The sequence below is a fragment of the Escherichia sp. S10b genome (assembly GCF_028421345.1).
Classification (GTDB): domain Bacteria; phylum Pseudomonadota; class Gammaproteobacteria; order Enterobacterales; family Enterobacteriaceae; genus ECMA0423.
The window spans coordinates 77,115-101,454 of the sequence record NZ_JAHZSO010000163.1 but is presented as its reverse complement, the minus strand read 5'-3'; the positions used below and the strand labels follow the sequence as shown (position 1 = coordinate 101,454).

Genomic DNA, 24,340 nt, shown 5'->3' with positions numbered 1-24,340 from the left:
TTCCGTAACGTTTATCATGTTATCCTAAGGATTATCCGAAAAATAATACCTGCGAACATCTTCCAGGATACTCCTGTGGCGAAACATTTGTTTTAAGCTCACTCACATATCGCAACATTTACTTTACTTTAAGACAATTCCAGGCAAATTATACAACACTTTACGGGATAGTAAGTCCGCCTGAAAAATCGCGAGAGTGGCGCATTAGGTGACCCATGTTGTTCCGTTTAGTCATGATGAAATATTCAGGTAAGGGGAATTATCGTTACGCATTGAGTGAGGGTATGCCATGTCAACGATTATTATGGATTTATGTAGTTACACCCGACTAGGTTTAACCGGGTATCTGTTGAGTAGAGGGGTTAAAAAAAGAGAAATCAACGACATTGAAACCGTTGATGACCTTGCCATAGCTTGTGATTCACAGCGCCCTTCAGTGGTGTTTATTAATGAGGACTGTTTCATCCATGATGCTTCTAACAGTCAGCACATCAAGCACATCATTAATCAACATCCCAATACGTTATTTATCGTTTTTATGGCAATTGCCAATGTTCATTTTGATGAATATCTATTGGTCAGAAAAAATTTATTGATAAGTTCTAAATCGATTAAACCGGAATCTCTCGACGATATCCTTGGCGATATTCTGAAAAAAGAGACAACGATAACCTCTTTTTTAAATATGCCGACGTTATCATTGAGCCGAACCGAATCGAGTATGTTGCGAATGTGGATGGCAGGTCAGGGAACCATTCAAATCTCTGACCAAATGAATATCAAAGCCAAGACCGTTTCATCGCATAAAGGTAATATTAAACGTAAGATCAAAACGCATAATAAACAGGTTATCTACCATGTCGTCCGACTGACGGATAATGTGACTAATGGTATTTTTGTCAACATGCGCTAACACATTCTGACTGGTGGTTTCCCACCAGTCAGGCTGAATAAGATTACTCTGCTTTCTCCACAAAGATACCGTCCTGATGCCCTGCTTCATTAAAGAACCAGATGCCGAGCGGGTAGTCTTCCAGCGAAACCAGGTACATTGTGCCTTCACTAAACTCCTCAACTGCCAGTACCACGCCAGGACGACGCGGACCGCCATCCGTTTTGACTGTTACCCGATCATTCACCTTCATCGTTTTCCTCCTGTGGCTTTGTGCCAGTGTAGAACAATTTCGTTTTTCTGGCAGCGCCAGGCGCGCGCGAGTGCTGATTTTCTCGACGGTCTATACTTAAGAGATGCCAGGCGGACTTAACGACTGGCGGCAACAACAGAGTAACGGTTGCGAGGAAAGATGATGAAAACCGCAAAAGAGTACAGCGATACCGCAAAACGTGAGGTCAGCGTCGATGTCGATGCCCTGCTGGCGGCGATCAATGAAATTAGCGAAAGCGAAGTTCATCGCAGCCAGAACGATTCTGAACACGTTAGCGTCGATGGACGTGAATATCATACATGGCGTGAATTGGCGGATGCCTTCGAACTGGATATTCATGACTTCAGCGTCTCTGAAGTGAATCGTTGAATGCACAATAAAAAAATCCCGACCCTGAGGGGGTCGGGATGAAACTTGCTTAAGCAAGAAGCACTTAAAAAATTCGTTACACCAGGAAATCTGATGTGTTCATCACCTTATCCGCAATTTTTTTCGCTGACAAGAAAATATTCGCGATATGAATGATTAACGCTACTTATGAATAGAAATGTGACGTGCGTCACCCCTTGGTGGCTCTGGCGTCAACGGGATCGCTCCCGAAAAAATCATCTTTGATTATTTGTGCTGTTTTGAGAATCATCCTGGTAAGGGGAGAACTGCGCGACCATGTTTTCAATTCAACAACCACTACTGGTTTTTAGCGATCTTGATGGCACCCTGCTGGACAGTCATAGTTATGACTGGCAACCGGCTGCCCCCTGGCTCAGCCGTTTACGCGAAGCGAATGTTCCCGTCATTCTCTGTAGCAGTAAAACTTCAGCGGAAATGCTGTACTTGCAAAAAACGTTGGGGCTACAAGGGTTACCGCTGATTGCCGAAAATGGCGCAGTGATCCAGCTTGCTGAACAATGGCAGGATATAGACGGTTTTCCACGCATCATCTCAGGTATTAGCCATGGCGAAATCAGCCAGGTTTTAAATACGCTACGCGAGAAAGAACATTTTAAATTCACGACTTTCGATGATGTCGACGATGCAACCATCGCCGAATGGACGGGATTAAGCCGTAGCCAGGCGGCGCTGACGCAGCTGCATGAGGCGTCGGTAACGCTAATCTGGCGCGACAGTGACGAGCGTATGGCACAATTTACCGCTCGTCTGAACGAACTGGGCTTACAGTTTATGCAGGGTGCGCGCTTCTGGCACGTCCTGGATGCCTCTGCCGGAAAAGATCAGGCCGCCAACTGGATTATCGCGACCTATCAACAATTATCAGGCAAACGCCCAACCACACTTGGCCTGGGCGATGGGCCAAACGATGCGCCCTTACTGGAGGTAATGGATTACGCGGTGATTGTGAAAGGGCTAAACCGTGAAGGGGTGCATCTGCATGATGAGGATCCGGCCCACGTCTGGCGAACGCAGCGTGAAGGACCGGAAGGATGGCGTGAAGGGCTGGACCATTTTTTCTCCGCTCGTTAAGCGTTATCGCTCGCGCATACCCGATTACGCCCGGCCTGTTTAGCGAGATAAAGCCGACGGTCAGCCAGTGACTGGAGTTGTTCAAAATCATAATCACCGGTTTCCTCGCTGCTACTAACCCCCAACGAGGCACTGATGCGTATCGTCGTACTCTTAGCAATCAACATCTCTTTTTCATTTAACTTCAGGCGAATACGTTCTGCGACTTCCGCAGCCTCCGTCAGACTCGCGCCTGGCAGAATCACACAAAACTCCTCACCACCGACCCGCCCGGCAACGTCCTGCGCACGCAAGGAACTGCTAATTAATCCGGCAGCATGAGAAAGAACACGGTCGCCCGCCTGATGACCAAAGCGGTCATTAATCGCTTTAAAATGGTCAAGATCGACCTGAATGACAGAAAAAGGATGTTGGTGCGTCTGACACAATTTCGCGAGCGGACGGGCTTTTTCAAACAGTGCGCCACGATTATATAAACGGGTTAAGGTGTCGTGCCACGCCTGCCACTGCAACGAGCTTTGCAGAACATACATGTTGCTGACCATCCGGCGAATCACATACCAGGAGATGAGTAACATGGTGGTAAAGAGCGCCCACAGCAGGGTTAATGCAATGCTGATACTGCCGAAATCACCACGCACGCCTTCGCTTAGCGTATGGACGCGCACCAGCACACCGTCGAAATGGTCCAGACGTTCCCAGCTAACATAGCGACTGTTCATACGAATGCCGCCCCGCGTGTCATGTTCCATTGCCTGCGCCAGCAAGGCCAGTTCACGAGGGTCAAAAATATTCCCTGTTGGATGGTCGGGATTAGAAGAGGTCAATAATCTCAGCTTACTGTCATAGAGCTGATACTCACCATCGAGGTTTTTATCGATGGCGTTTCTTAAAAATTGCTGCATGGTACGCACGGGAATACTCATCCCCAGCACGCCATACCAGTAGTTATTACTGTCTACCGGAACACTGACGGTAACCTGAGGTTCAGTATTGCTGGCGTGTTCCGGTTGCGAAGTGAACCAGCGTACCGCGCGGTGACGATTTTCTCGTTGCGAATGGCCGATAAACCAGGGTTGGGTGACATAGCCGTAATAACGCGTTGGTACATTGCGCGTAAACAAGGTCGGCTGCGTCGAAACGTAAAATCCGGCACGCGAGACATACATCGCCTGTTCAACCATCGACGAGGAGTTGTGCGCCAGTCGCAGCAAGTAACCAACTTCCAGTGCAGCGGTAATTTCATTGTCGAGGCTCTCATTTTCGCGAGACAGGAGATTCCCCTCGCTGACTAATGCATCCAACACGCCATTGACTGGCAGGGTACGTCGTCGGTTGAGTTCGATTTGCCAGGCGTGCTCGTCGCGATGCTGTTCGAACTCGGTTACAGCATTACGCAGTGAAGTGAAATCCAGTGGCGCTACGAGAGCTTCGCGCATGCCATTACGCAAAAAGATCAGTTTGTCGACGTTATACTGCAAATGCTTATCGAGCGCGTTGGCTACGTTTTCCAGATGATTACGCTGGCTGGAGATATAGGCATCTTCCAGCACTACCACTTCACGCCAGGTCAGCAAGGTGGAAAAAAGCAATACCACGATAAAGCAGAGATTAACGACATGACCAGGCCCCAGGCGGCGTGCGAGTTTTTTCAACCAGCTCTGGTTTTCCATTTTTGTCTCGTGCTGCACCCTGACGACTCCCAACCTGCTTTTTTATGATTCTGGCATAACCTGGCGATAGCGTACCGCAAAACAGCGATAATTTTATAATGGTGGCATGATAAGACGCGACTATCATTCATTGCAGGCATTGGCACACCAGGCCGGAAGTGATCCGGCCTGGTGTTAATGATACCCTTTCAAACTTCTTCCGCAGAACGACTCCCCTCCCCCGGAACAAGCTCGATTTCATGAAAAGCTTCCCGCTTGACCCCGTAACCGTCATACCAACGACACTCAACCATACCGCTGGAGTATCCAGTGACAATCATCCGCGGGCCGCCCTCTTTAACCGTAACTTCCTCACTAACCATAAAGCTCATACTCGCCTCCTTTTTTCGAGTGAAACTTGTTCACCTTAGTTGAAGATAGCGAATTTTGCATAATAGCCTGTGCGAGTATTAATGTGCCTGACCGCGTATTTTCGCTACGGCTTTCACTCCCAGCACCACGATGCCGCCGATGATAAATCCAAGAATCAGATTTAAAACAGTCGGTAATATCATCGCCACCACTGCACTTTGCTGCCCGGCGAAATGTTCAATGGCGTGATGCAGCGGCGCAATTCCATGTACCACAATCCCACCGCCGACGAGGAACATCGCCAGCGTGCCGACAATCGATAACGCTTTCATCAGCCAGGGCGCAATGATCAATAACCCTTTACCTAATGCCTGCATCAGCGCGCTGGATTTTTCCGCCAGCCAATACCCCAGGTCATCAATCTTAACGATAACCCCTACCAGACCGTAGACGCCCACGGTCACTACCAGCGCGATGCCTGAAAGCACCAGCACCTGATTAAGCAACGGCGCTTCGGCCACAATCCCCAGCGTGATGGCGACGATTTCCGCAGACAATATAAAATCGGTACGAATCGCCCCTTTTATTTTGTCCTTTTCAAACTTCAGCGGATCCTGCGCCGCCAGCTTCTCCAGACGCTGCTGGCTCTGCGCCGGATCTTCTTTATGTTTACGCGCCTCCAGCATATGCAGCACTTTCTCTACCCCTTCAAAGCAGAGAAACGCGCCACCAATCATCAACAGAGGCGTAATCGCCCACGGGATAAACGCACTGATGATCAGCGCCAGCGGCACCAGAATCACTTTATTAATCAGCGATCCTTTCGCCACGCCCCAGACCACGGGAAGTTCCCGGTTGGCCCGCACGCCTGAAACTTGTTGCGCATTGAGCGATAAGTCATCCCCTAATACACCGGCGGTTTTCTTCGCCGCCAGTTTGCCCATCACGGAGATATCGTCCAGCAGTGTGGCGATATCATCGAGCAACGTCAGTAAACTACTCCCGGCCAAAAGCATTCCCTCTCATTTTTATTGTTGAAGGGTGTAAGTATGAAGCAAAAACGGCAGCTCTGATACTTGCTTCACAGGTCAACATTTTTTTAACAATCAAGTGCAATTATATCTCTCGCCAGCAGAATGATTTTCACGTTTACTATGAACCACCTTTTTATTTCCACCGTGAGGGATTATGCGTTTCCGCCAGTTGTTACCGCTTTTTGGCGCGCTGTTTGCGTTGTATATCATTTGGGGCTCAACCTATTTTGTCATTCGGATTGGCGTGGAAAGCTGGCCTCCGTTAATGATGGCGGGCGTTCGATTCCTGGCAGCCGGTATTTTATTGCTGGCATTTTTGCTACTGCGCGGACACAAACTCCCCCCGCTACGTCCGCTGCTCAATGCCGCGGTGATTGGCCTGTTATTGCTGGCTGTCGGTAATGGCATGGTGACGGTTGCCGAGCATCAAAATGTTCCTTCCGGCATCGCCGCCGTTGTGGTTGCAACCGTGCCCCTCTTTACCCTGTGCTTCAGCCGCCTGTTTGGCATTAAAACGCGCAAACTGGAATGGGTGGGTATCGCCATTGGGCTTGCCGGAATCATCATGCTCAATAGCGGTGGAAATTTAAGCGGCAATCCGTGGGGCGCGATTCTGATTTTAATCGGCTCGATTAGCTGGGCGTTTGGCTCGGTTTATGGCTCGCGCATTACCTTACCTGTAGGGATGATGGCGGGTGCGATTGAGATGCTGGCGGCAGGCGTGGTGTTAATGATCGCGTCGATGATTGCAGGTGAAAAACTGACGGCACTCCCTTCCCTTTCAGGCTTCCTTGCGGTCGGCTATCTGGCGCTGTTTGGTTCGATTATCGCCATTAACGCTTATATGTATTTAATCCGCAACGTCAGTCCGGCTCTCGCCACCAGCTACGCCTACGTTAACCCGGTGGTCGCGGTCTTGCTGGGTACGGGACTGGGCGGAGAGACGCTGTCGAAGATTGAATGGCTGGCGCTCGGCGTAATTGTCTTCGCGGTGGTACTGGTCACGTTGGGAAAATATCTCTTCCCGGCAAAACCCGTAGTTGCGCCAGTGATTCAGGACGCATCAAGCGAGTAAATGAATCCCCTGCGTGTCGATCTGCGCGCTGGCACCTTCGCCGCAGATCCACTCTTCCAGACGCTCGCTAAGCGCTTCATCCGTCAGCTTCTCGCGCCCACGTAACGCGCACTCCCAGACAATCAATACGCGCCAGCCGAGTTCCTGCAAGCGACTGATATCGCGGCGATCGCGCTCAACATTTTTACCTATCTTCTCCAGCCAGAACTCGGTTCGAGTCGCAGGCACTTTAAACAGATAGCAGTGATGATGGTGCCAGAAGCAGCCGTGGGTAAATATCACGCAACGATATTCATCAACGACAAAATCCGGGCGACCGGGCAGACTGGCGTCCTGAACGCGAAACGCCAGGCCCTGCCCGGTTAACAGACTGGCGAGGCGCTTCTCAATCGCCGTATCACGCGTGGCAATCGCGCGCATATTTTTGCTGCGAGTGGCCTTATCGTGAACGTCGGCCATGTTGTGCCTCTTGCTGACGCAACGCCACCGCCTGTTTGATTTTTGGCTCAAGCAGTTTTGCCACCGCGGCAAAGACCGGCACGACCACCGAGTTACCGAACTGGCGATAGGCCTGAGTGTCCGAAACCGGAATGCGGAATTTCGCTTCTCCCGGCGCTTCAAAACCCATTAAGCGCGCGCATTCCCGAGGCGTTAACCGACGTGGACGATGTTGCTGATTCAGCGGATCGTCAAAGTCTTTCTCACCCGTGGCCATATCCCAGCCGCGATCGATTAAAATTTCCGCGCCATCTTTGTAATAACGCGCAGACAGCGTACGCGTGACGCTTTGCGGATTGTTCGGATAAACCATTCCATAACCGAAGCCGTTACCGCGCGCCTGATGTTTTTTCGCATAACGATAGAGGTACTTCCACAGCACCGGCGTCAGGATATATTTCGCCTCGACCATCGGGTCCAGCAGCTGCGCCAGCGTCACTCGCTGTGCAGGGAAACATTCGCTGATATCACGCAGAGTAAAATCGGCTTTCAGATTAAGATCGCGACGAAAACCCACCAGCACGATGCGTTCACGGTGCTGCGGCAGAAAATGTTTACCATCGATGATTTTCGGATCGTCCGGCCCGTTATCTTCTGCATCAGCCACGTCATAGCCCAGTTCGTCCAGCGTCTGCATGATGATGCGGAACGTTTTACCCTGGTCGTGGCTTTTCAGGTTTTTGACGTTTTCGAGCACAAACATCGCCGGACGACGCGCGTCGATAATGCGCACCACATCAAAGAACAGCGTGCCCTGAGTATCGCAGGCAAAACCGTGCGCCCGCCCGAGCGAGTTCTTTTTCGATACGCCAGCCAGCGAAAATGGCTGACAAGGGAAACCGGCCAGTAAAACATCGTGTTCAGGAATGTGTTGACGAATATGTTCCGCCGCCGCCTCATCACTCACGCCTTCTTTATGGCTGAGGGTGATGTCGCGGATATCTTCATTAAAATGATGCGTCGCCGGGTCGCAATAATGGTTGGCTTTATAAGTGCGTACCGCATGTTTGTTCCATTCGCTGGTAAACACGCACTGTCCGCCAATCGATTCAAAACCGCGACGGATGCCGCCAATTCCGGCAAATAGATCGATAAAGCGAAACGCATAATGCGGATGATGTGCCGGTGGTTTGGGTAACAACGTTTGCAGATGGGCGAACTCTATCTCACTTAAACGGTGCCATGCCGAGTCATTCGCCAGCGCACGTTTTAAAATTGCCGCGCTCCAGTGATTCTCACCCACACCATTAAGCTGCGCCACCAGCGTTTTAACATCATAAATTTGCAGCAGTTTCTCCAGCATTGCCTGTGCGGCATTCCCGGTGCTGTATGAATCGGTTACTGATATATTTTCCTGCATAGATTTAACCGGCCATCTGAGATGGCCGACAGGTTAACATAATTACAGCCATTTAGGTCCACGCGCTCAGCCCGCGGGTGAAAACGCATCTATCACCTTGTGATCGACACCTTCATTCTCCCCCGCCAGTTCGGCACTGAGCTTCGCCATAAACTCGACTAAAAATTGCGCGTTGTGCTGCGCCAGCTGCTTGCCTCTTGCGGTTTGCATGGTTTGCGGTAGCTTCAGCAACTTAGTCTGGAAATGATCCAGCGCGTAGCGTTTATCATCCAGCGGGCGATGCTGTGCGAACGGATCTTCGCCATCAAACAGCGCCACGCCCAATGCCCCTGAAACAGCAAAGACGCGCGCCAGGCCAATCGCCCCCAGGGCTTCCAGCCGATCCGCATCCTGGACGATTTTAGCTTCCGTTGTTAAGGGGGCGATTTGCGCGCTGAAACTGTGAGCGGCAATGGCATGACAAACGGCCTCAATTTTCTCCGCCGGAAATTGCACGAACTCTTCACGGAGCAGGCGACGCGTCTCTTCTGCCGCCAGGATTGAAGAACGCTGCCGTTGTGGATGATTTTTCGCCAGGCTCACAATATCGTGAAAATAACAGGCGGTTAAAATCACAAGCATATCGACGTCATCATCTGCCGCCAGCTTCTGTGCCGTAGCCCAGACGCGGCGAAAATGACACACGTCATGGGCCGCGTCCTGGTGCTGGTGATGGTTTTTCAACCAGTTTTCGAACTGTGCCTGCCAGTGTTGTACGTCCATACGCGCTCCGTTGCCAAAGAGTCGCAACCTTAGCAGTTTTTATTCATAGCGTCTGCTACGTGCGGGACGAGGTCGGGTGTACCAGGCAATGCCGCCTAATAATGCCCCGACCAGAGCCATAAATAAAAAGCCAACCAGTGCCCCTAACCACTTTCCCGCGGTAGAGCCTAAATCGCTTTCAAATCCCGACACGGGGGCATCGGGGATCCGGCTCATCACCCAGATGTAACGCGCCATTGCCCAGACAAAATAGCCACACCATGTATAGAAAGCCCACAAAGCCAGTTTGCCACCAGGACTGCGAGAGAGTCTCTCTTCCATCTTTGTCGAACCGTATTCCATTTTGAGATAACCCGGAAAATTCAGACTTAGTACTATTATGTGATAAAAGTCACATTTTTCCACATTGGATGAGCCAGTCAAGACTCAATCATTTTTTGAACAAATAGATAATTTTTGCGCAATGGCAATAATTACTGGAAAAACAGCAATAAAGATTTATTTATATCCTTGGTAATAGTTTTATTAATTCACCCAAACAATATATTAGCACCGAATTCAATTATACCTTTTTTGATTTCTGTGTCATGATAACCCCGTTATTAGCCTTTTATCGTCTTGTTTATATTTTTTGGGCCGGCATGATGCCGGCTTTTTTTATACCTTCATTAATGTGCGCGTGATCACGCCTGCCGTTTGGCGCAACAATCATTGATACTCCCTATCTTTCCATTCAACTCATAACATATTGATATACATTTATAATTTTCATGAATGTTTATATTTAGAATTCATAATTCTGAATTATATTAAATAGATTAGAAATATTTTGAAATCTTTTAAATACATTTGTTACATGTAATCTTTAAAATAAAATGAACTTCATAGAATAGTATCCAAATGTGCTTTTTTTTGGATAACGGCACTTATTGATATATTCATGAAGATTATAATCACAAGGGAATACATAATGAAAAGAAAAGTTCTGGCAATGCTGGTCCCGGCGTTATTAGTTGCTGGCGCAGCAAATGCGGCTGAAATTTATAATAAAAATGGCAATAAACTGGATTTGTACGGCAAGATGGTTGGTGAGCGCATTCTGACCGACCGTGAAAATGGTGAAAAAGGCGATAATTCTCAAGATACCTCTTATGCCCGTGTAGGCGTGAAAGGTGAAACTCAGATCAACCCTGAATTGACTGGTTACGGTCAGTTTGAACTAGACCTGGAAGCATCAAACAGACACAACCCTGACCAAACTCGTTTGGCTTATGCTGGTTTGAGTTACAAAGATTTTGGTTCATTCGACTATGGTCGTAATGTCGGTGTCGCGTATGATGCAGAAGCATTTACTGATATGTTTGTTGAGTGGGGCGGTGATTCATGGGCTGGTACTGACCTGTTCATGACCAACCGTACCAACGGTGTTGCAACCTATCGTAACACAGATTTCTTTGGCATGGTTGAAGGTCTAAATTTTGCTCTGCAATATCAGGGTAAAAATGAAGGTACAGGCAACTACAAAGCAAATGGCGATGGCCATGGTTTATCTGTAACTTACACTATTGACGGTTTCTCATTTGCTGGTGCTTACGCAAACTCTGATCGTACTGATTTCCAGTCTAGTGATAGTAAAGGTGAAAAAGCAGAAGTTTGGGCACTGTCAACAAAATATGATGCCAACAACGTCTATGCTGCTGTGATGTACGGTGAATCTCACAACATGAATTCCGACGACGGTGATGTTGTGAACAAAACACAAAACTTCGAAGCTGTTCTGCAATATCAGTTCGACTTCGGTCTGCGTCCATCCATCGGTTACTCCTATTCTAAAGCACTGGACGTAGCAGGTTACAAAGATTCTGATCGTCTGAACTACATTGAAATCGGTACCTGGTATTACTTCAATAAGAACATGAACGTATATACCGCTTATCAGATCAACCTGCTTGATAAGAGTGATTATGTTCTCGCTCATGGACTGAACACCGACGACCAACTCGCATTTGGTATCGTCTACCAGTTCTAATCAGCCAACGCGCCGCGGCGTGTTACTGTAAAACTTAACACTAGCCTGAGTTCGTCCCTCATCGAACTCAGGCTTTTTTATTGGCATTTTATCTCCCTCTGCGGCACGCGCAATTGCCAAAGCATATCGATACAGCACCTTACCCTGCCCCTGCTGGCACAATAACATCTACCAGCGACTCTTCCAGCCAAGACCCAAATGCATTTCTTTATGAATTAATCTGCAACAAAACCGCTTCCCATATAGAAATATTTGCAAAAATAGTGCATGAAATAATCTTTTCTCTACCAATCCGCGATATAAATATTCATCAGTACCACAATATTTCACAGCACTAAATCTCTCCCCGCCGCCCCGTACCTCTGATAATGGTCTAAAATCATTGAGGCCACTTGCGACGACGTTGCTCAATAAGGAAAATTTGGCGTGAATAATATTCAACACCAGTGCAGCATCATCATTACATACTTACACCCGCCGACTACCGCTTTCGATATATTGACTCAATTTTCCAGACTGGTTAAAAATAGCGACCAGCTCAGTCGCAAATATAGTGACTACCCTAACTTAGCAACAATAAGGAATACACTATGACTGTTCAAACAAGTAAAAATCCGCAGGTCGATATTGCTGAAGATAATGCATTCTTCCCTTCAGAATATTCGCTTAGCCAATATACCAGTCCTGTCTCTGATCTTGATGGCGTGGACTATCCAAAACCGTATCGCGGTAAACATAAAATTCTGGTGATCGCCGCAGACGAACGTTATTTGCCAACCGATAACGGAAAACTGTTCTCGACCGGTAACCATCCGATTGAAACGTTGCTGCCGTTGTATCATCTCCATGCTGCAGGTTTCGAATTCGAAGTGGCGACCATTTCCGGTCTGATGACCAAGTTTGAATACTGGGCTATGCCGCACAAAGATGAAAAAGTAATGCCATTCTTTGAGCAGCATAAATCGTTGTTCCGCAATCCGAAGAAACTCGCGGATGTTGTCGCCAGCCTCAACGCTGATAGCGAATATGCAGCAATCTTTGTTCCTGGTGGTCATGGCGCACTTATTGGTTTACCTGAAAGCCAGGACGTAGCTGCCGCTTTACAGTGGGCAATCAAAAATGACCGTTTTGTTATCTCCCTTTGCCACGGCCCGGCGGCTTTTCTGGCGCTTCGCCACGGCGATAACCCACTGAATGGTTATTCCATTTGCGCATTCCCAGACGCCGCAGACAAACAAACGCCAGATATTGGCTATATGCCAGGTCATCTCACCTGGTACTTCGGCGAAGAGCTGAAGAAAATGGGCATGAACATCATTAATGACGACATCACCGGGCGAGTACATAAGGACCGTAAACTTCTCACCGGCGACAGTCCTTTCGCAGCGAATGCGTTGGGTAAACTGGCGGCGCAGGAAATGCTGGCAGCTTATGCGGGTTAATCCCTGTTACGTATGAATGTAAGCGCATAATCAATCGCAGCCACGTTAATACTCACGACGTGGCTGCGTTTTTTCATGGTTGATTTATGGCGTACTGAAGCCCTATGTTAATTTCTTTGCGGTAACATAATCCGGAACACATTATGCTTATTGAGATAGTGATACGTAGCACTTCCCCCATGTAATTCGGCAATCGCTTTGACTAAAGAAAGACCAAGTCCCTGACCTACGGAATGACGCGAATTATCTCCCCGCCAAAATCTACGGAAGAGTTTTTCAGGCTCATGAATTTTCGTTCCAGGACTGGCGACATCAATATTAAGATAGCCGTTGGTATCAAGAAAACTGGTTATATGAATATGCGATTTTTCTGGTGAATATCTAATGGCATTAACAATAAGATTCGATAACATTCGTTGCAGTAAAATTTTATCCGCAAAGATTTGCTGATTGCACTCGACCTTAAAGCAAATCTCTTTCTCGTCTGAAAGGTATTCAAGATAATCCAACAAATTTTCGACTTCCTTATTGAGAGAAAGCGAGTCCAGTTTCACCAAAACATTGTTTTTATCTGCCCGGGCAAGAAACAGTATGTTCTCTGTTAACCGCGAAATATTTTCCAGCTCTTCAATGTTACCGGCAATTGTTTTTTGATATTCAGCGATACTTCTGGTTTGACTGAGCGTAACCTGATTCTGACCCAGTAATGCATTAATGGGCGTTCTAAGTTCATGAGCGAGATCGTCAGCAAATTGACTTAGGCGTTCAAAATCTTTGACTAAGGCTTGATGCATTTTATTCAACGCCTGCCCAAGAGGTTTTAGTTCTCTCGGTAATGCGCTAACCTCAACAGGCTCCCGGCTATCGTTATAATTCAGCGCTTCCGTTACACCACTCAACTTTTTGATCTCTCGTAATCCCGTTCTGATTAACAGCGGACTTAATACTGAGCAAAGTACAATGGCGACAATGCAAATTATAATGCTATTAATTTTATACTGTTCAAGCATGTTATGTCTGGCTGAAGCCAATTTAGCCACAGTAACCGTTAATGATGGCGAAACTTCATCAATATTAATTCGTAAAGCATCAATCTCAGTGTCATTAATAATGCTTCTGTAAATGCCAGCTGCGCTGATTGTCTCACTAGCAGGTATGTTATTTAACATGTCATCACTGACATTTGTCCGGTTAACAATTTTATTGATGCCATCACCATGAATGATCAAGATATCCTGACTAACATCCATCATCCGGTTAAAGTATACAGGTAACGTATCTGGATTTACCCCATCAATTAACAACTGCTTGATCTGCGCTGTCCGGTTAATGAGTGTTGTATCATCGCGCCATTTCAACTCACTTGCCAGGCCATTATAGAGAGTCCAGACAATTCCAGCGCCAGCAACAGACAGCAGCAATATAAAAAGCAAGGTTAAACGGACGGTTATAGACAATCTTTTCATTATTTTTTTACCGCTACGAATGAATAGCCCATCCCCCGGATTGTGGCGATTAGCTTTTCAGGAAAAGGATCATCAACTTTTGCGCGGAGCCTGCGAATGGCGACATCCACCGTATTGGTATCACTATCAAAGTTGATTCCCCAAATTTCACTCGCAATAACCGTTCTGGGTATAATTTCGCCAGCTCTGGAGGCCAGTAGCCAAAGTAACTGAAACTCCTTGCGCGTCAGTGTAATACTGATATTGTCCCTGCTCACACTTTGACTGACAGAGTCCATTCTTAAGCCGCTGATTTCTAATGATGAATTCAGAGCGTGATGTTGCCTTAATTGTGCCCGAACCCTTGCCAGCAACTCAGAAAATGAAAAAGGTTTTACCAGATAATCATTTGCTCCACTGTCCAGCCCTCTGACTCTGTCATCGACAGAATCCCTTGCAGTAAGGCAAATAACAGGGGTTTGCTTTGCTGTTCTTAACGTTTGTAAGATCTGCCAGCCATCCATACCCGGAAGCATAATATCCAGAATGATCAATGCATAATCATCCTTCAGCGCAAGATAAAGCCCATCTCTGCCATCAGAAACGGCATCAATGACATAACCCGCTTCGGAAAGCCCCTGCGTTACCCACTCCTGGGTCCTTTGATTATCTTCAATAAGTAAAATCTTCATGAAAATAATATGCCATAAATCATATGTTATAGAAACAGCCTGGTTCATTACAAAATTGTAATGCTGCTGTAAGGTTACCCTGGCCGCTTTTTCGCTATCCTCAAAACTCATTCACATGACAAGGATATAAACATGTTAAAGCGTTATTTAGTACTCTCGGTAGCAACGGCAGCATTTTCATTACCTTCTTTGGTTTATGCCGCACAACAAAACATTCTTAGCGTGCACATTTTGAACCAGCAAACCGGAAAACCCGCTGCTGACGTGACAGTCACTCTTGAAAAGAAGGCGGATAACGGCTGGTTACAACTTAATACCGCCAAAACAGATAAGGATGGACGAATTAAGGCACTGTGGCCCGAGCAAACTGCGACTACTGGCGATTACCGTGTCGTATTTAAAACCGGGGACTATTTCAAGAAACAAAATCTTGAAAGTTTCTTCCCTGAGATCCCCGTTGAATTTCATATTAATAAAGTGAACGAGCATTATCATGTGCCTTTATTACTTAGCCAATATGGGTATTCAACCTATCGTGGCAGTTAAAGCATAAATATGTAAAAGCAGATCTCTGCTACTGTTAGGGAGGACACTCCCTGACAGATTAACAGTAAACGGCTCTTGCTGGCTAACGACAAAAAAGTGTGATGGCTTATGAATAAGAATCAATTTTTAAAAGAATCAGATGTTACGGCCGAGTCGGTATTCTTTATGAAGCGTCGGCAGGTGTTAAAAGCACTGGGCATCAGCGCAGCTGCACTTTCTTTGCCTCACGCTGCGCATGCCGATCTGCTTAGCTGGTTTAAAGGGAACGATCGCCCACCCGCCCCCGCCGGAAAACCGCTGGAGTTCAGCAAGCCTGCCGCCTGGCAAAATAACCTGCCACTGACGCCAGCAGATAAAGTTTCCGGCTATAACAACTTCTATGAATTCGGGCTGGATAAAGCCGATCCCGCCGCTAATGCTGGTAGCCTGAAAACCGATCCATGGACACTGAAAATCAGCGGCGAAGTGGCAAAACCATTGACCCTCGATCACGATGATTTAACCCGTCGCTTCCCGCTGGAAGAGCGTATTTATCGTATGCGCTGCGTGGAAGCGTGGTCGATGGTGGTGCCGTGGATTGGTTTTCCGCTGCACAAATTGCTGGCGCTTGCCGAACCCACCAGCAATGCGAAGTATGTCGCTTTCGAAACAATTTATGCACCGGAACAGATGCCTGGCCAGCAGGACCGCTTTATCGGCGGCGGGCTGAAATATCCTTATGTCGAAGGATTGCGTCTCGACGAAGCAATGCATCCGCTCACACTGATGACCGTGGGTGTTTATGGCAAGGCGTTACCGCCACAAAATGGCGCGCCGGTACGACTGATTGTGCCGTGGAAATATGGCTTTAAAGGGATTAAATCGATAGTCAGTATTAAGCTGACCCGCGAGCGTCCGCCAACCACCTGGAATCTGGCAGCGCCTGACGAATACGGTTTTTACGCCAACGTTAATCCGCATGTTGATCACCCGCGCTGGTCACAGGCTACCGAACGATTTATTGGTTCAGGCGGCATCCTCGATGTACAGCGCCAGCCAACGCTACTGTTTAATGGTTACGCCGACCAGGTGGCATCGCTGTATCGTGGCCTGGATTTGCGGGAGAATTTCTGAATGCGTCTGACAGCAAAACAGGTGACATGGCTGAAAGTTTGCCTGCATCTTGCCGGATTGTTGCCGTTTCTCTGGCTGGTCTGGGCGATCAATCACGGTGGACTGGGTGCCGATCCGGTGAAAGATATTCAGCATTTTACCGGTCGCACTGCACTGAAATTTTTGCTGGCGACCTTGTTAATCACACCTCTGGCACGCTACGCAAAACAGCCGTTATTGATACGCACTCGCCGCCTGTTAGGCTTATGGTGCTTTGCCTGGGCGACACTGCATTTAACCAGTTACGCATTGCTGGAGCTGGGCGTGAATAATCTGGCGTTATTAGGTAAGGAGTTAATTACCCGGCCTTATTTAACGTTAGGAATTATCAGCTGGGTTATTTTGCTTGCTTTAGCGTTTACTTCAACCCAGGCGATGCAGCGAAAACTCGGCAAGCACTGGCAACAGTTGCATAATTTCGTCTATCTTGTCGCGATCCTGGCCCCAATACATTATCTGTGGTCAGTGAAGATTATTTCACCGCAGCCGCTCATCTACGCTGGGCTGGCTGTACTGCTTTTAGCCTTACGGTATAAGAAGTTGCGTTCCCTTTTTAACCGGTTACGCAAGCAGGTTCACAACAAATTATCTGTATAACTTCATATTGCCGACAAAGTACGCGTTATCCCTGCCGGATGTGGCGCGAGCGCCCTGTCCGGCCTGCGCAGATCACATCAGGTTATGTTTCGTTTGTCATCAACCTCTCATCTCCAGAATAATTTATTCTATTTCAATAACATAGCTGAATACACTTGAGAATACCATGCTCTCGTTTCCTAAGAGTTGTTGCATTTTGCCATATGTTACAATATAACATTACACATCATATACAATGACTCTGGAGGAAACTGTTTTGGCGATTCGTCTTCACAAACTGGCTGTTGCTTTAGGTGTCTTTATTGTTAGCGCTCCTGCCTTTTCGCATGGTCATCACTCACACGGCAAACCCTTAACAGAGGTCGAACAAAAAGCTGCTAATGGTGTTTTTGATGATGCCAATGTACAAAACCGAACGCTCAGTGACTGGGATGGAGTCTGGCAATCCGTTTATCCTTTACTGCAAAGTGGCAAACTTGACCCCGTCTTTCAGAAGAAAGCGGATGCAGATAAAACTAAAACATTTGCTGAAATTAAAGATTATTATCACAAAGGTTATGCAACAGATATCGAGATGATTGGCATTGAGGACGGCATTATTGAATTCCATAGAAATAATGAAACAACATCCTGTAAATATGATTACGATGGATACAAAATACTCACCTATAAATCAGGCAAGAAAGGCGTTCGTTACTTATTCGAATGTAAAGATCCTGAAAGCAAAGCCCCTAAATATATACAATTTAGCGATCATATAATTGCACCACGAAAATCATCTCATTTTCACATTTTTATGGGTAATGATTCACAGCAATCTTTATTAAATGAAATGGAAAACTGGCCAACGTATTATCCATATCAGTTGAGTAGCGAAGAAGTGGTCGAGGAAATGATGTCTCATTGAGTATTCTCATGATAACGCCTCGATGCCGCTTTAGTAAGTCATCATAACTGCCACTGGTCCATCCACAAACGCCACTGAACGCAAGCTAGCTACAGACACGCTCATCACTATGACGTGTCTGTATATTAATAAGCTAACCCGCATTGAGTTAACCAATAACGGATTCCATACACAATACGGCCAACAGAGAAAGATACCTGTGCTCACGCCATTGCTTATATTGGCTGGTTACAATGTGCACTATCAATTTTTTAAATAACAAATTCTTAAAACCACATCTGTATAAGGATTTTTTAAGGTTCGTGGGATAGCTTGACTGTAAAAATTACAGGAGCTACAAAAATGAACCGATTCTCAAAAACTCAAATTTATTTACATTGGATAACGCTGCTTTTCGTTGCAATAACCTATGCCGCGATGGAACTCCGTGGCTGGTTTCCTAAAGGTAGTAGTACTTATCTGCTGATGCGAGAAACACATTACAATGCGGGTATATTCGTTTGGGTGTTAATGTTTTCACGCCTGATTATAAAACACCGTTATAGTGATCCTTCTATTGTACCACCGCCACCTGCCTGGCAAATGAAAGCGGCTTCGCTAATGCACATCATGCTTTATATAACCTTCCTTGCACTTCCTCTGCTGGGGATTGCTTTGATGGCTTACAGTGGAAAATCGTGGAGTTTCCTTGGTTTCAATGTGTCTCCCTTTGTTACCCCAAACAGCGAAATTAAAGCACTGATAAAAAATATTCACGAAACCTGGGCAAATATAGGTTACTTTTTAATCGCAGCTCACGCTGGCGCAGCACTCTTTCATCACTACATTCAGAAAGATAATACTCTGTTACGAATGATGCCTCGCCGCAAATAAGTCGATCCCCTGACAAGGAAATGTGAACCATGGACATCAACGCGTCATAAATGTTTACGCAAGTGCACAATGCACCCTTTCCACTATCAACAAGGAGGAGCAGAAACTGTGTAAATCGTACAATGGTAAGACTTATCAAAAATACAGGTTAATTTTGGTATTTAAACCTTTTTTACTTGTTAGTATGATACAAAGGCTTTCAAAAAAGCTGGGAAATTCAACAACTCTTGGAAATTATGGACTTTGTCCCGCGGCTTTAATCTGACGGCCGCGTTCCTTTTTTGGCTCAAATATTGACCCCTTCTCTACGCAACTTCAGTTCCCACCACCAACTTTACAGCAGTTTCATAGGATGAATGTCTAAAAGAAGAATGGTGACCGATAAGAAAACGACTGAATAACTGCACATATTCGCTCGAAACTTTCCTGTCAGATCCATAGCGAATCAAGTGCTGAATGTCACAGTATCGAACAGAAAACAGTGACGATCTAACCCTTCAAGAATATTCTACGATTGTTCTGTTTAGGAAAAGCAAGGCGGGAAGTCGGGAGATAAGTCATTGATAAAGTGGCGGAGAGAGGGGGATTTGAACCCCCGGTAGAGTTGCCCCTACTCCGGTTTTCGAGACCGGTCCGTTCAGCCGCTCCGGCATCTCTCCGTTCAGATGGTTGCCATGATGCCAGGAAATTTGGCATTTTAACAGTCCCTGTCCGTGCAATTTTGTTCAAGTGACGAGTTTGCGAGCAAAACGATGATTAAGTGGCCCTGGAAAGTACAAGAATCAGCACATCAAACTGCCCTTCCCTGGCAGGAAGCACTATCGATCCCCCTTTTAACGTGTCTGACGGAACAGGAACAAAGCAAATTAGTCACTCTTGCCGAACGTTTTTTACAGCAAAAGCGGCTTGTTCCTTTACAGGGCTTTGAACTGGATTCATTAAGAAGCTGCCGGATAGCACTTCTATTTTGCCTACCCGTTCTGGAGTTAGGACTGGAATGGCTGGATGGTTTTCATGAAGTCTTAATTTATCCTGCGCCATTTGTGGTCGATGATGAATGGGAAGACGATATCGGTCTGGTGCATAACCAACGTATTGTTCAGTCAGGTCAGAGCTGGCAGCAAGGGCCTATCGTTTTGAACTGGTTGGATATACAAGATTCTTTTGATGCTTCTGGTTTTAACCTGATTATTCATGAAGTCGCTCATAAGCTGGACACCCGTAACGGCGATCGCGCCAGCGGAGTTCCCTTTATTCCGTTGCGTGAGGTTGCTGGCTGGGAACACGATCTTCATGCTGCAATGAACAACATTCAGGAAGAAATCGAATTGGTTGGCGAGAATGCGGCGAGCATTGATGCTTATGCTGCCAGTGATCCTGCTGAATGTTTTGCCGTACTTTCTGAATATTTCTTTAGCGCCCCAGAACTTTTTGCTCCTCGTTTCCCTTCATTGTGGCAACGTTTCTGCCAATTTTATCAACAAGATCCTTTGCAGAGACTGCATCGCACTAATGATACAGACTCGTTTTCGGCGACGAATGTTCATTAATTAACAACTTTGCAGATTAATTAACCAATTGAAATGACTTATGAAATTTAGTGTTGACAGACAAGGTACCGCTAAGTAATATGCGCCCCGTTCACACGATTCCTCTGTAGTTCAGTCGGTAGAACGGCGGACTGTTAATCCGTATGTCACTGGTTCGAGTCCAGTCAGAGGAGCCATTTTCAAGAAAGCAGACGTTCACTAACGTCTGCTTTCTGCATTTCTATCAATTGGTTATCCCTCTTCAGTAGTTCACCCTCGTTCACTAAAAACCACTCGAAGCCATATCATTTTGATGGTAAAAATGCTGGTAATGCTGGTTCGATTTCCCTTTTACCAACAAATGAGGGGGTGTTTTCATGTCACTGACTGATATTAAAGCAAAAAATGCAAAACCCCTTGAGAAGGAATACAAGCTGACTGATGGCTTTGGTATGTTCCTTCGTGTTACCCCTAAAGGTTCGAAATACTGGCAAATGGCCTACCGTTTCGAAGGGAAGCAAAAACTTTTCTCTATCGGTGTTTACCCTGCTGTTTCTCTTTCTGACGCAAGACAACGCCGTGACGAGGCCAGAAGGCTTCTGGCTCAGGGTATTGACCCTAATGCAAAGAAACAGGCAGAGGCTAAAGAGCTTAAAGCCAAACGTGATAATACACGCTCCTTCAGAACAGTAGCCAAAGCGTGGTTCGCCACGAAAACAAAATGGTCTGATGATTATGGTGATGCCGTATGGAAGCGCCTTGAAACTTATGTCTTCCCGGTAATCGGTGACAAAGATGTTGCCGAACTGGATACGGGTGATCTGCTGGTTCCGGTGAAAAAAGTTGAGGCTCTTGGTTATCTTGAAGTTGCCATGCGCATTCAACAATACATTACCGCGATCCTACGTCATGCCGTCCAGCAAAAGCTGATACGCCATAACCCAGCCTATGATATGGAAGGTGCAGTTCAGAAACCACAAACTGAACACCGCCCTGCACTTGAGCTGGAAGAAATACCCCAGCTACTGAACAAAATTGCCGAATACAAAGGCCGCAGGTTAACCATACTGGCAATACAGCTCAATCTGATGATTTTCATTCGTTCCAGTGAGCTTCGTTTCGCTCGCTGGTCTGAAATTGATTTCAAAAGTAAGTTATGGGTGATACCCGAACAGCGTGAAGCAATTGAAAACGTCAAACATTCGACTCGTGGTGCCAAAATGAAGCGTAAGCACTTCGTTCCCCTTTGTAAGCAAGCTATGAGGATACTAAAAGAGATCCGACAACTGACTTATGAAGAAGGCCATGATGATGGATTAATCTTCACTGGCTGTTATGACTCGTTTAAACCCATGAGTGAAAATACCATCAACAAAGCCCTGCGTAATATGGGATATAACACGAAGCAGGACATCTGTGGACACGGTTTCCGCACTCTGGCCTGTAGTGCCTTAATTGAGTCCGGGCTATGGTCAGAAGACGCTGTAGAGCTTCAAATGAGCCATAAGGAAAGCAACAGCGTCCGTGCTGCTTATACCCACAAGGCAAAACATCTTGAGCAGCGTCGCCTGATGCTCCAATGGTGGGCTGACTACCTTGATGCAAGCAGAAACGGTATGGTAAGGCCGTTTGAATTTGCCACAGATGCTCGTTTTGGGTTAGAAAACCAAGCCTAACCGCTTGATAACAAATCACATAGCAGCATGTAACCCTTTGTTTTGAATATATTTGAATAGCCATCATTGGTTGATGGCTATGACTTCATGCCGTAAAATGCTTACCAATTTCGGACACTGCTTTCCCGTGACCTCATGATGGATACTTTTTATGAAAAAAATAACTTCTGATATGCCAGAACTACAATCAATGAATATCACTGAAGATAATATTAGCAAACTTAAGTCATTGTTTCCTGAAGCATTTAATGAAGGAAGCATCGATTTCGATGTTTTAAAGCAGCTTTTAGGTGAGAATGTAGACGAAAAAGAAGAGCGCTATGGCCTGAACTGGCATGGTAAACGTCAGGCTCGCCAGCTTGCTCTAACCCCATCTCGTGGCACCTTACGCCCGTGTAAAGCTGAAAGTGTTGATTGGGATAACACCCAAAATATTATGATCGAAGGTGATAACCTTGAAGTGTTAAAGCTCCTTCAAAAAAGCTACGCCGGAAAAGTAAAGCTTATTTACATCGATCCGCCTTATAACACCGGGAAAGATTTTGTTTATCCTGATAACTTCCAAGATAACATTAAAAATTATCTTGAGATCACAGGGCAAACAGAAGAGGGTTCTCGACGCAGCACGAATACCGAAACCAGTGGTCGCTATCACACCAATTGGTTAAATATGATGTATCCACGTTTGAAACTTGCTAAGAATCTTTTAAGAAAAGATGGCGTTATCGCAGTTAATGTCGATGATATCGAATCAGACAATGTTAAGAAGATGTGTAGTGAAATCTTTGGCGAGGAAAATTTCATTGCCAACATTGTATGGCAGTCGAAAGATACCCCGGGGAATGACTCTATATCTATAGCTCAAACCCACAATCACCTTTTTTTGTATCATAATGGTCAGTTGTCTCTTAATCTTTTAGATAGAAATGAAAAGCAATTATCTAATTACAAAAATCCAGACAATGACCCACGAGGTGTATGGTTAGCAACACCGTTAACAAGAAGCGAATTTCGTGAGAGAGATTATTATCCTTTGATTAACCCAATGGGTAAATCTATTTATCCACCAGATGGAACATGCTGGCGTCGCCCAAAAGATATATTAAGTGAGTTACAGGAAGAAGATAGAATATGGTGGGGGAAAAGTGGGGATTCCAACTTCCCTATGGAAAAAAAATTCCTTTCTGAAACTAAATCAGGTGTGGTAAACCAAACTTGGTGGCCTTATGACTTTGCAGGTAGCACTAGAAACGCCAATGCGGAAATCAAATCGCTATTTGATGGAGTCAAAGTATTTGATACACCTAAACCAACCAAGCTTATAGTAAGACTAATAAGCATGATCACAAATAAGGACTCGCTTGTGATGGACTTCTTCGCTGGTTCGGGAACTACAGGACATGCAGTTTACCTTAAGAATAAAGAAGACGGAGGGAATAGAAACTATATTCTAATTCAGCTCCCTGAAATGATTTCGCCAGATAATAAAGAACAAAAAACACTGGCTGAATTCTGTACTAATAACGGACTTAATTTAAAAATTTCAGAGCTAACCAAAGAACGCCTGCGTCGTGCAGGTAAAAAAGTTCGTGAAGACAATCCAGAATGGAATGGTGATGTCGGTTTTCGTGTGTTTAAACTTGATACATCTAATATTCGTCCGTGGGAAGCCTCCGCCGAAACACTTTCACAACAGCTTGATGCTTATGTAAGCCCAATCCTTGAAGGTCGTAGTGAAGAAGACTTGCTGACTGAACTGATGCTTAAGCGTGGTATTGATCTGAGTGTAAACGTTGAAACCCGTCAGTTTGATGAATTAACTGTTTCTTGTGTTGATGGTGGCAAATTGTTTACCTGCTTTACCCGTCAAATCCCTGCCTCTTCTGTTGAGGAACTAACCAAGGGGATCATTGACTGGCATAAGAGTTTAAAAGCTGGCAAAGATACTGTCTGCTATTTCCTTGATGACGCATTTGAAAATAATGTTGCTAAAACAAATCTTTGCGCCATTCTGGAACAACATGGCCTGACTAACCTGCACAGCCTGTAAG

Annotated in this window: 24 protein-coding genes and 2 tRNA genes; 15 read left to right on the top strand and 11 right to left on the bottom strand. The window is 46.1% G+C overall.

Annotated elements, in window-relative coordinates; genetic code table 11:
* The first annotated feature begins 289 nt into the window (after positions 1 to 289).
* Positions 290 to 913, top strand: a complete 624-nt coding sequence (gene rcsA, locus FTE26_RS13065) for a transcriptional regulator RcsA (protein ID WP_000103987.1) — start codon at positions 290 to 292, stop codon at positions 911 to 913.
* A 43-nt stretch (positions 914 to 956) separates the two neighbouring features.
* On the opposite strand, the gene dsrB is transcribed toward rcsA, so the two are convergent.
* Positions 957 to 1,145, bottom strand: a complete 189-nt coding sequence (gene dsrB, locus FTE26_RS13060) for a protein DsrB (protein WP_000867217.1) — start codon at positions 1,143 to 1,145, stop codon at positions 957 to 959.
* A gap of 162 nt (positions 1,146 to 1,307) precedes the next feature.
* Here dsrB and yodD point away from each other — a divergent pair, with 162 nt between their 5' ends.
* Complete coding sequence (gene yodD / locus FTE26_RS13055; RefSeq protein WP_000844800.1) at positions 1,308 to 1,535, top strand: peroxide/acid resistance protein YodD; 228 nt, start codon at positions 1,308 to 1,310, stop codon at positions 1,533 to 1,535.
* Positions 1,536 to 1,832: 297 nt separating this feature from the next.
* Positions 1,833 to 2,648 (top strand): mannosyl-3-phosphoglycerate phosphatase-related protein, encoded by an 816-nt coding sequence (locus FTE26_RS13050; RefSeq protein ID WP_000491497.1) that lies wholly within the window; start codon positions 1,833 to 1,835, stop codon positions 2,646 to 2,648.
* On the opposite strand, the gene dgcQ is transcribed toward FTE26_RS13050, so the two are convergent.
* The 3 genes from dgcQ to FTE26_RS13035 form a co-directional block, all read right to left on the bottom strand.
* Positions 2,645 to 4,339 (bottom strand): cellulose biosynthesis regulator diguanylate cyclase DgcQ, encoded by a 1,695-nt coding sequence (gene dgcQ / locus FTE26_RS13045; protein ID WP_077628173.1) that lies wholly within the window; start codon positions 4,337 to 4,339, stop codon positions 2,645 to 2,647. The genes FTE26_RS13050 and dgcQ overlap by 4 nt on opposite strands.
* A 170-nt stretch (positions 4,340 to 4,509) precedes the next feature.
* Positions 4,510 to 4,692 (bottom strand): YodC family protein, encoded by a 183-nt coding sequence (locus FTE26_RS13040; protein WP_000009301.1) that lies wholly within the window; start codon positions 4,690 to 4,692, stop codon positions 4,510 to 4,512.
* A 78-nt stretch (positions 4,693 to 4,770) separates the two neighbouring features.
* Positions 4,771 to 5,688: a DUF808 domain-containing protein gene (locus FTE26_RS13035; protein WP_000922682.1), complete on the bottom strand. Its 918-nt coding sequence runs from the start codon at positions 5,686 to 5,688 to the stop codon at positions 4,771 to 4,773.
* A 172-nt stretch (positions 5,689 to 5,860) separates the two neighbouring features.
* Here FTE26_RS13035 and yedA point away from each other — a divergent pair, with 172 nt between their 5' ends.
* Complete coding sequence (yedA, locus tag FTE26_RS13030; RefSeq protein ID WP_001212238.1) at positions 5,861 to 6,781, top strand: drug/metabolite exporter YedA; 921 nt, start codon at positions 5,861 to 5,863, stop codon at positions 6,779 to 6,781.
* On the opposite strand, the gene vsr is transcribed toward yedA, so the two are convergent.
* The 4 genes from vsr to drpB all read right to left on the bottom strand — a co-directional run bounded on the left by vsr (position 6,770) and on the right by drpB (position 9,722).
* Positions 6,770 to 7,240, bottom strand: coding sequence for a VSPR family DNA mismatch endonuclease (gene vsr / locus FTE26_RS13025; RefSeq protein WP_000786004.1), 471 nt, complete (start codon positions 7,238 to 7,240; stop codon positions 6,770 to 6,772). The genes yedA and vsr overlap by 12 nt on opposite strands.
* Positions 7,221 to 8,639: a DNA-cytosine methyltransferase gene (gene dcm, locus FTE26_RS13020; protein ID WP_001157218.1), complete on the bottom strand. Its 1,419-nt coding sequence runs from the start codon at positions 8,637 to 8,639 to the stop codon at positions 7,221 to 7,223. The genes vsr and dcm overlap by 20 nt, the downstream gene beginning before the upstream one ends.
* 66 nt (positions 8,640 to 8,705) lie before the next feature.
* Positions 8,706 to 9,401, bottom strand: coding sequence for a phosphohydrolase (locus tag FTE26_RS13015; protein ID WP_000383064.1), 696 nt, complete (start codon positions 9,399 to 9,401; stop codon positions 8,706 to 8,708).
* A 39-nt stretch (positions 9,402 to 9,440) separates the two neighbouring features.
* Positions 9,441 to 9,722: a cell division protein DrpB gene (gene drpB, locus FTE26_RS13010; protein ID WP_243040254.1), complete on the bottom strand. Its 282-nt coding sequence runs from the start codon at positions 9,720 to 9,722 to the stop codon at positions 9,441 to 9,443.
* A gap of 649 nt (positions 9,723 to 10,371) precedes the next feature.
* Between drpB and FTE26_RS13005 the strand changes: the two genes are divergently transcribed.
* Both FTE26_RS13005 and hchA read left to right on the top strand, forming a co-directional pair.
* Positions 10,372 to 11,430: a porin gene (locus FTE26_RS13005; RefSeq protein ID WP_000824370.1), complete on the top strand. Its 1,059-nt coding sequence runs from the start codon at positions 10,372 to 10,374 to the stop codon at positions 11,428 to 11,430.
* Between the two features lie 590 nt (positions 11,431 to 12,020).
* On the top strand, positions 12,021 to 12,872 hold the full coding sequence (gene hchA, locus FTE26_RS13000) for a glyoxalase III HchA (protein ID WP_000218204.1): 852 nt from the start codon (positions 12,021 to 12,023) through the stop codon (positions 12,870 to 12,872).
* 107 nt (positions 12,873 to 12,979) lie between these two features.
* On the opposite strand, the gene hprS is transcribed toward hchA, so the two are convergent.
* Together hprS and hprR are read right to left on the bottom strand one after the other, a co-directional pair.
* Positions 12,980 to 14,338 carry a two-component system sensor histidine kinase HprS gene (gene hprS, locus FTE26_RS12995; protein WP_000826741.1) on the bottom strand — a complete coding sequence of 453 codons (1,359 nt, stop codon included), beginning with the start codon at positions 14,336 to 14,338 and terminating at the stop codon, positions 12,980 to 12,982.
* Positions 14,338 to 15,009, bottom strand: coding sequence for a response regulator transcription factor HprR (gene hprR / locus FTE26_RS12990; RefSeq protein ID WP_001362894.1), 672 nt, complete (start codon positions 15,007 to 15,009; stop codon positions 14,338 to 14,340). Before hprR ends, hprS begins: the two co-directional genes overlap by 1 nt.
* Before the next feature lie 132 nt (positions 15,010 to 15,141).
* Between hprR and hiuH the strand changes: the two genes are divergently transcribed.
* From hiuH to FTE26_RS12965, 5 genes are all read left to right on the top strand, one after another.
* A complete protein-coding gene (hiuH, locus tag FTE26_RS12985) occupies positions 15,142 to 15,555 on the top strand; it encodes a hydroxyisourate hydrolase (protein WP_000920127.1) in 414 nt (137 codons plus the stop codon).
* 108 nt (positions 15,556 to 15,663) lie between these two features.
* Positions 15,664 to 16,668 (top strand): protein-methionine-sulfoxide reductase catalytic subunit MsrP, encoded by a 1,005-nt coding sequence (msrP, locus tag FTE26_RS12980; RefSeq protein WP_272457584.1) that lies wholly within the window; start codon positions 15,664 to 15,666, stop codon positions 16,666 to 16,668.
* Positions 16,669 to 17,304, top strand: coding sequence for a protein-methionine-sulfoxide reductase heme-binding subunit MsrQ (gene msrQ / locus FTE26_RS12975; RefSeq protein ID WP_001240091.1), 636 nt, complete (start codon positions 16,669 to 16,671; stop codon positions 17,302 to 17,304).
* Between the two features lie 256 nt (positions 17,305 to 17,560).
* A complete protein-coding gene (gene zinT, locus FTE26_RS12970) occupies positions 17,561 to 18,211 on the top strand; it encodes a metal-binding protein ZinT (RefSeq protein WP_001007756.1) in 651 nt (216 codons plus the stop codon).
* Positions 18,212 to 18,553: 342 nt separating this feature from the next.
* Entirely contained in the window at positions 18,554 to 19,084 is a 531-nt protein-coding gene (locus tag FTE26_RS12965) for a cytochrome b (protein ID WP_001079074.1), read from the top strand.
* Positions 19,085 to 19,653: 569 nt separating this feature from the next.
* Here FTE26_RS12965 and FTE26_RS12960 read toward each other — a convergent pair.
* Positions 19,654 to 19,743 (bottom strand) — tRNA-Ser (locus tag FTE26_RS12960).
* A 93-nt stretch (positions 19,744 to 19,836) separates the two neighbouring features.
* Here FTE26_RS12960 and mtfA point away from each other — a divergent pair.
* The 4 genes from mtfA to FTE26_RS12940 all read left to right on the top strand — a co-directional run bounded on the left by mtfA (position 19,837) and on the right by FTE26_RS12940 (position 24,339).
* Positions 19,837 to 20,634, top strand: a complete 798-nt coding sequence (gene mtfA, locus FTE26_RS12955; protein ID WP_001300307.1) for a DgsA anti-repressor MtfA — start codon at positions 19,837 to 19,839, stop codon at positions 20,632 to 20,634.
* A gap of 100 nt (positions 20,635 to 20,734) precedes the next feature.
* Positions 20,735 to 20,810 (top strand) — tRNA-Asn (locus FTE26_RS12950).
* 180 nt (positions 20,811 to 20,990) lie between these two features.
* Complete coding sequence (locus tag FTE26_RS12945) at positions 20,991 to 22,289, top strand: tyrosine-type recombinase/integrase (protein ID WP_001400540.1); 1,299 nt, start codon at positions 20,991 to 20,993, stop codon at positions 22,287 to 22,289.
* 151 nt (positions 22,290 to 22,440) lie between these two features.
* The gene (locus tag FTE26_RS12940) at positions 22,441 to 24,339 is read left to right on the top strand and encodes a site-specific DNA-methyltransferase (RefSeq protein WP_001400541.1); all 1,899 of its coding nucleotides are present in this window, start codon (positions 22,441 to 22,443) and stop codon (positions 24,337 to 24,339) included.
* The last annotated feature ends 1 nt before the right edge of the window (position 24,340 follow it).

Bases quoted from the DNA above. Each gene is read 5' to 3' on its own strand.
- rcsA (WP_000103987.1), top strand. From the start codon at position 290: ATGTCAACGATTATTATGGATTTATGTAGTTACACCCGACTAGGTTTA.
- dsrB (WP_000867217.1), bottom strand. From the start codon at position 1,145: ATGAAGGTGAATGATCGGGTAACAGTCAAAACGGATGGCGGTCCGCGT.
- yodD (WP_000844800.1), top strand. From the start codon at position 1,308: ATGAAAACCGCAAAAGAGTACAGCGATACCGCAAAACGTGAGGTCAGC.
- FTE26_RS13050 (WP_000491497.1), top strand. From the start codon at position 1,833: ATGTTTTCAATTCAACAACCACTACTGGTTTTTAGCGATCTTGATGGC.
- FTE26_RS13040 (WP_000009301.1), bottom strand. From the start codon at position 4,692: ATGAGCTTTATGGTTAGTGAGGAAGTTACGGTTAAAGAGGGCGGCCCG.
- FTE26_RS13035 (WP_000922682.1), bottom strand. From the start codon at position 5,688: ATGCTTTTGGCCGGGAGTAGTTTACTGACGTTGCTCGATGATATCGCC.
- yedA (WP_001212238.1), top strand. From the start codon at position 5,861: ATGCGTTTCCGCCAGTTGTTACCGCTTTTTGGCGCGCTGTTTGCGTTG.
- vsr (WP_000786004.1), bottom strand. From the start codon at position 7,240: ATGGCCGACGTTCACGATAAGGCCACTCGCAGCAAAAATATGCGCGCG.
- dcm (WP_001157218.1), bottom strand. From the start codon at position 8,639: ATGCAGGAAAATATATCAGTAACCGATTCATACAGCACCGGGAATGCC.
- FTE26_RS13015 (WP_000383064.1), bottom strand. From the start codon at position 9,401: ATGGACGTACAACACTGGCAGGCACAGTTCGAAAACTGGTTGAAAAAC.
- drpB (WP_243040254.1), bottom strand. From the start codon at position 9,722: ATGGAAGAGAGACTCTCTCGCAGTCCTGGTGGCAAACTGGCTTTGTGG.
- FTE26_RS13005 (WP_000824370.1), top strand. From the start codon at position 10,372: ATGAAAAGAAAAGTTCTGGCAATGCTGGTCCCGGCGTTATTAGTTGCT.
- hchA (WP_000218204.1), top strand. From the start codon at position 12,021: ATGACTGTTCAAACAAGTAAAAATCCGCAGGTCGATATTGCTGAAGAT.
- hprS (WP_000826741.1), bottom strand. From the start codon at position 14,338: ATGAAAAGATTGTCTATAACCGTCCGTTTAACCTTGCTTTTTATATTG.
- hprR (WP_001362894.1), bottom strand. From the start codon at position 15,009: ATGAAGATTTTACTTATTGAAGATAATCAAAGGACCCAGGAGTGGGTA.
- hiuH (WP_000920127.1), top strand. From the start codon at position 15,142: ATGTTAAAGCGTTATTTAGTACTCTCGGTAGCAACGGCAGCATTTTCA.
- msrP (WP_272457584.1), top strand. From the start codon at position 15,664: ATGAATAAGAATCAATTTTTAAAAGAATCAGATGTTACGGCCGAGTCG.
- msrQ (WP_001240091.1), top strand. From the start codon at position 16,669: ATGCGTCTGACAGCAAAACAGGTGACATGGCTGAAAGTTTGCCTGCAT.
- FTE26_RS12965 (WP_001079074.1), top strand. From the start codon at position 18,554: ATGAACCGATTCTCAAAAACTCAAATTTATTTACATTGGATAACGCTG.
- mtfA (WP_001300307.1), top strand. From the start codon at position 19,837: ATGATTAAGTGGCCCTGGAAAGTACAAGAATCAGCACATCAAACTGCC.
- FTE26_RS12945 (WP_001400540.1), top strand. From the start codon at position 20,991: ATGTCACTGACTGATATTAAAGCAAAAAATGCAAAACCCCTTGAGAAG.
- FTE26_RS12940 (WP_001400541.1), top strand. From the start codon at position 22,441: ATGAAAAAAATAACTTCTGATATGCCAGAACTACAATCAATGAATATC.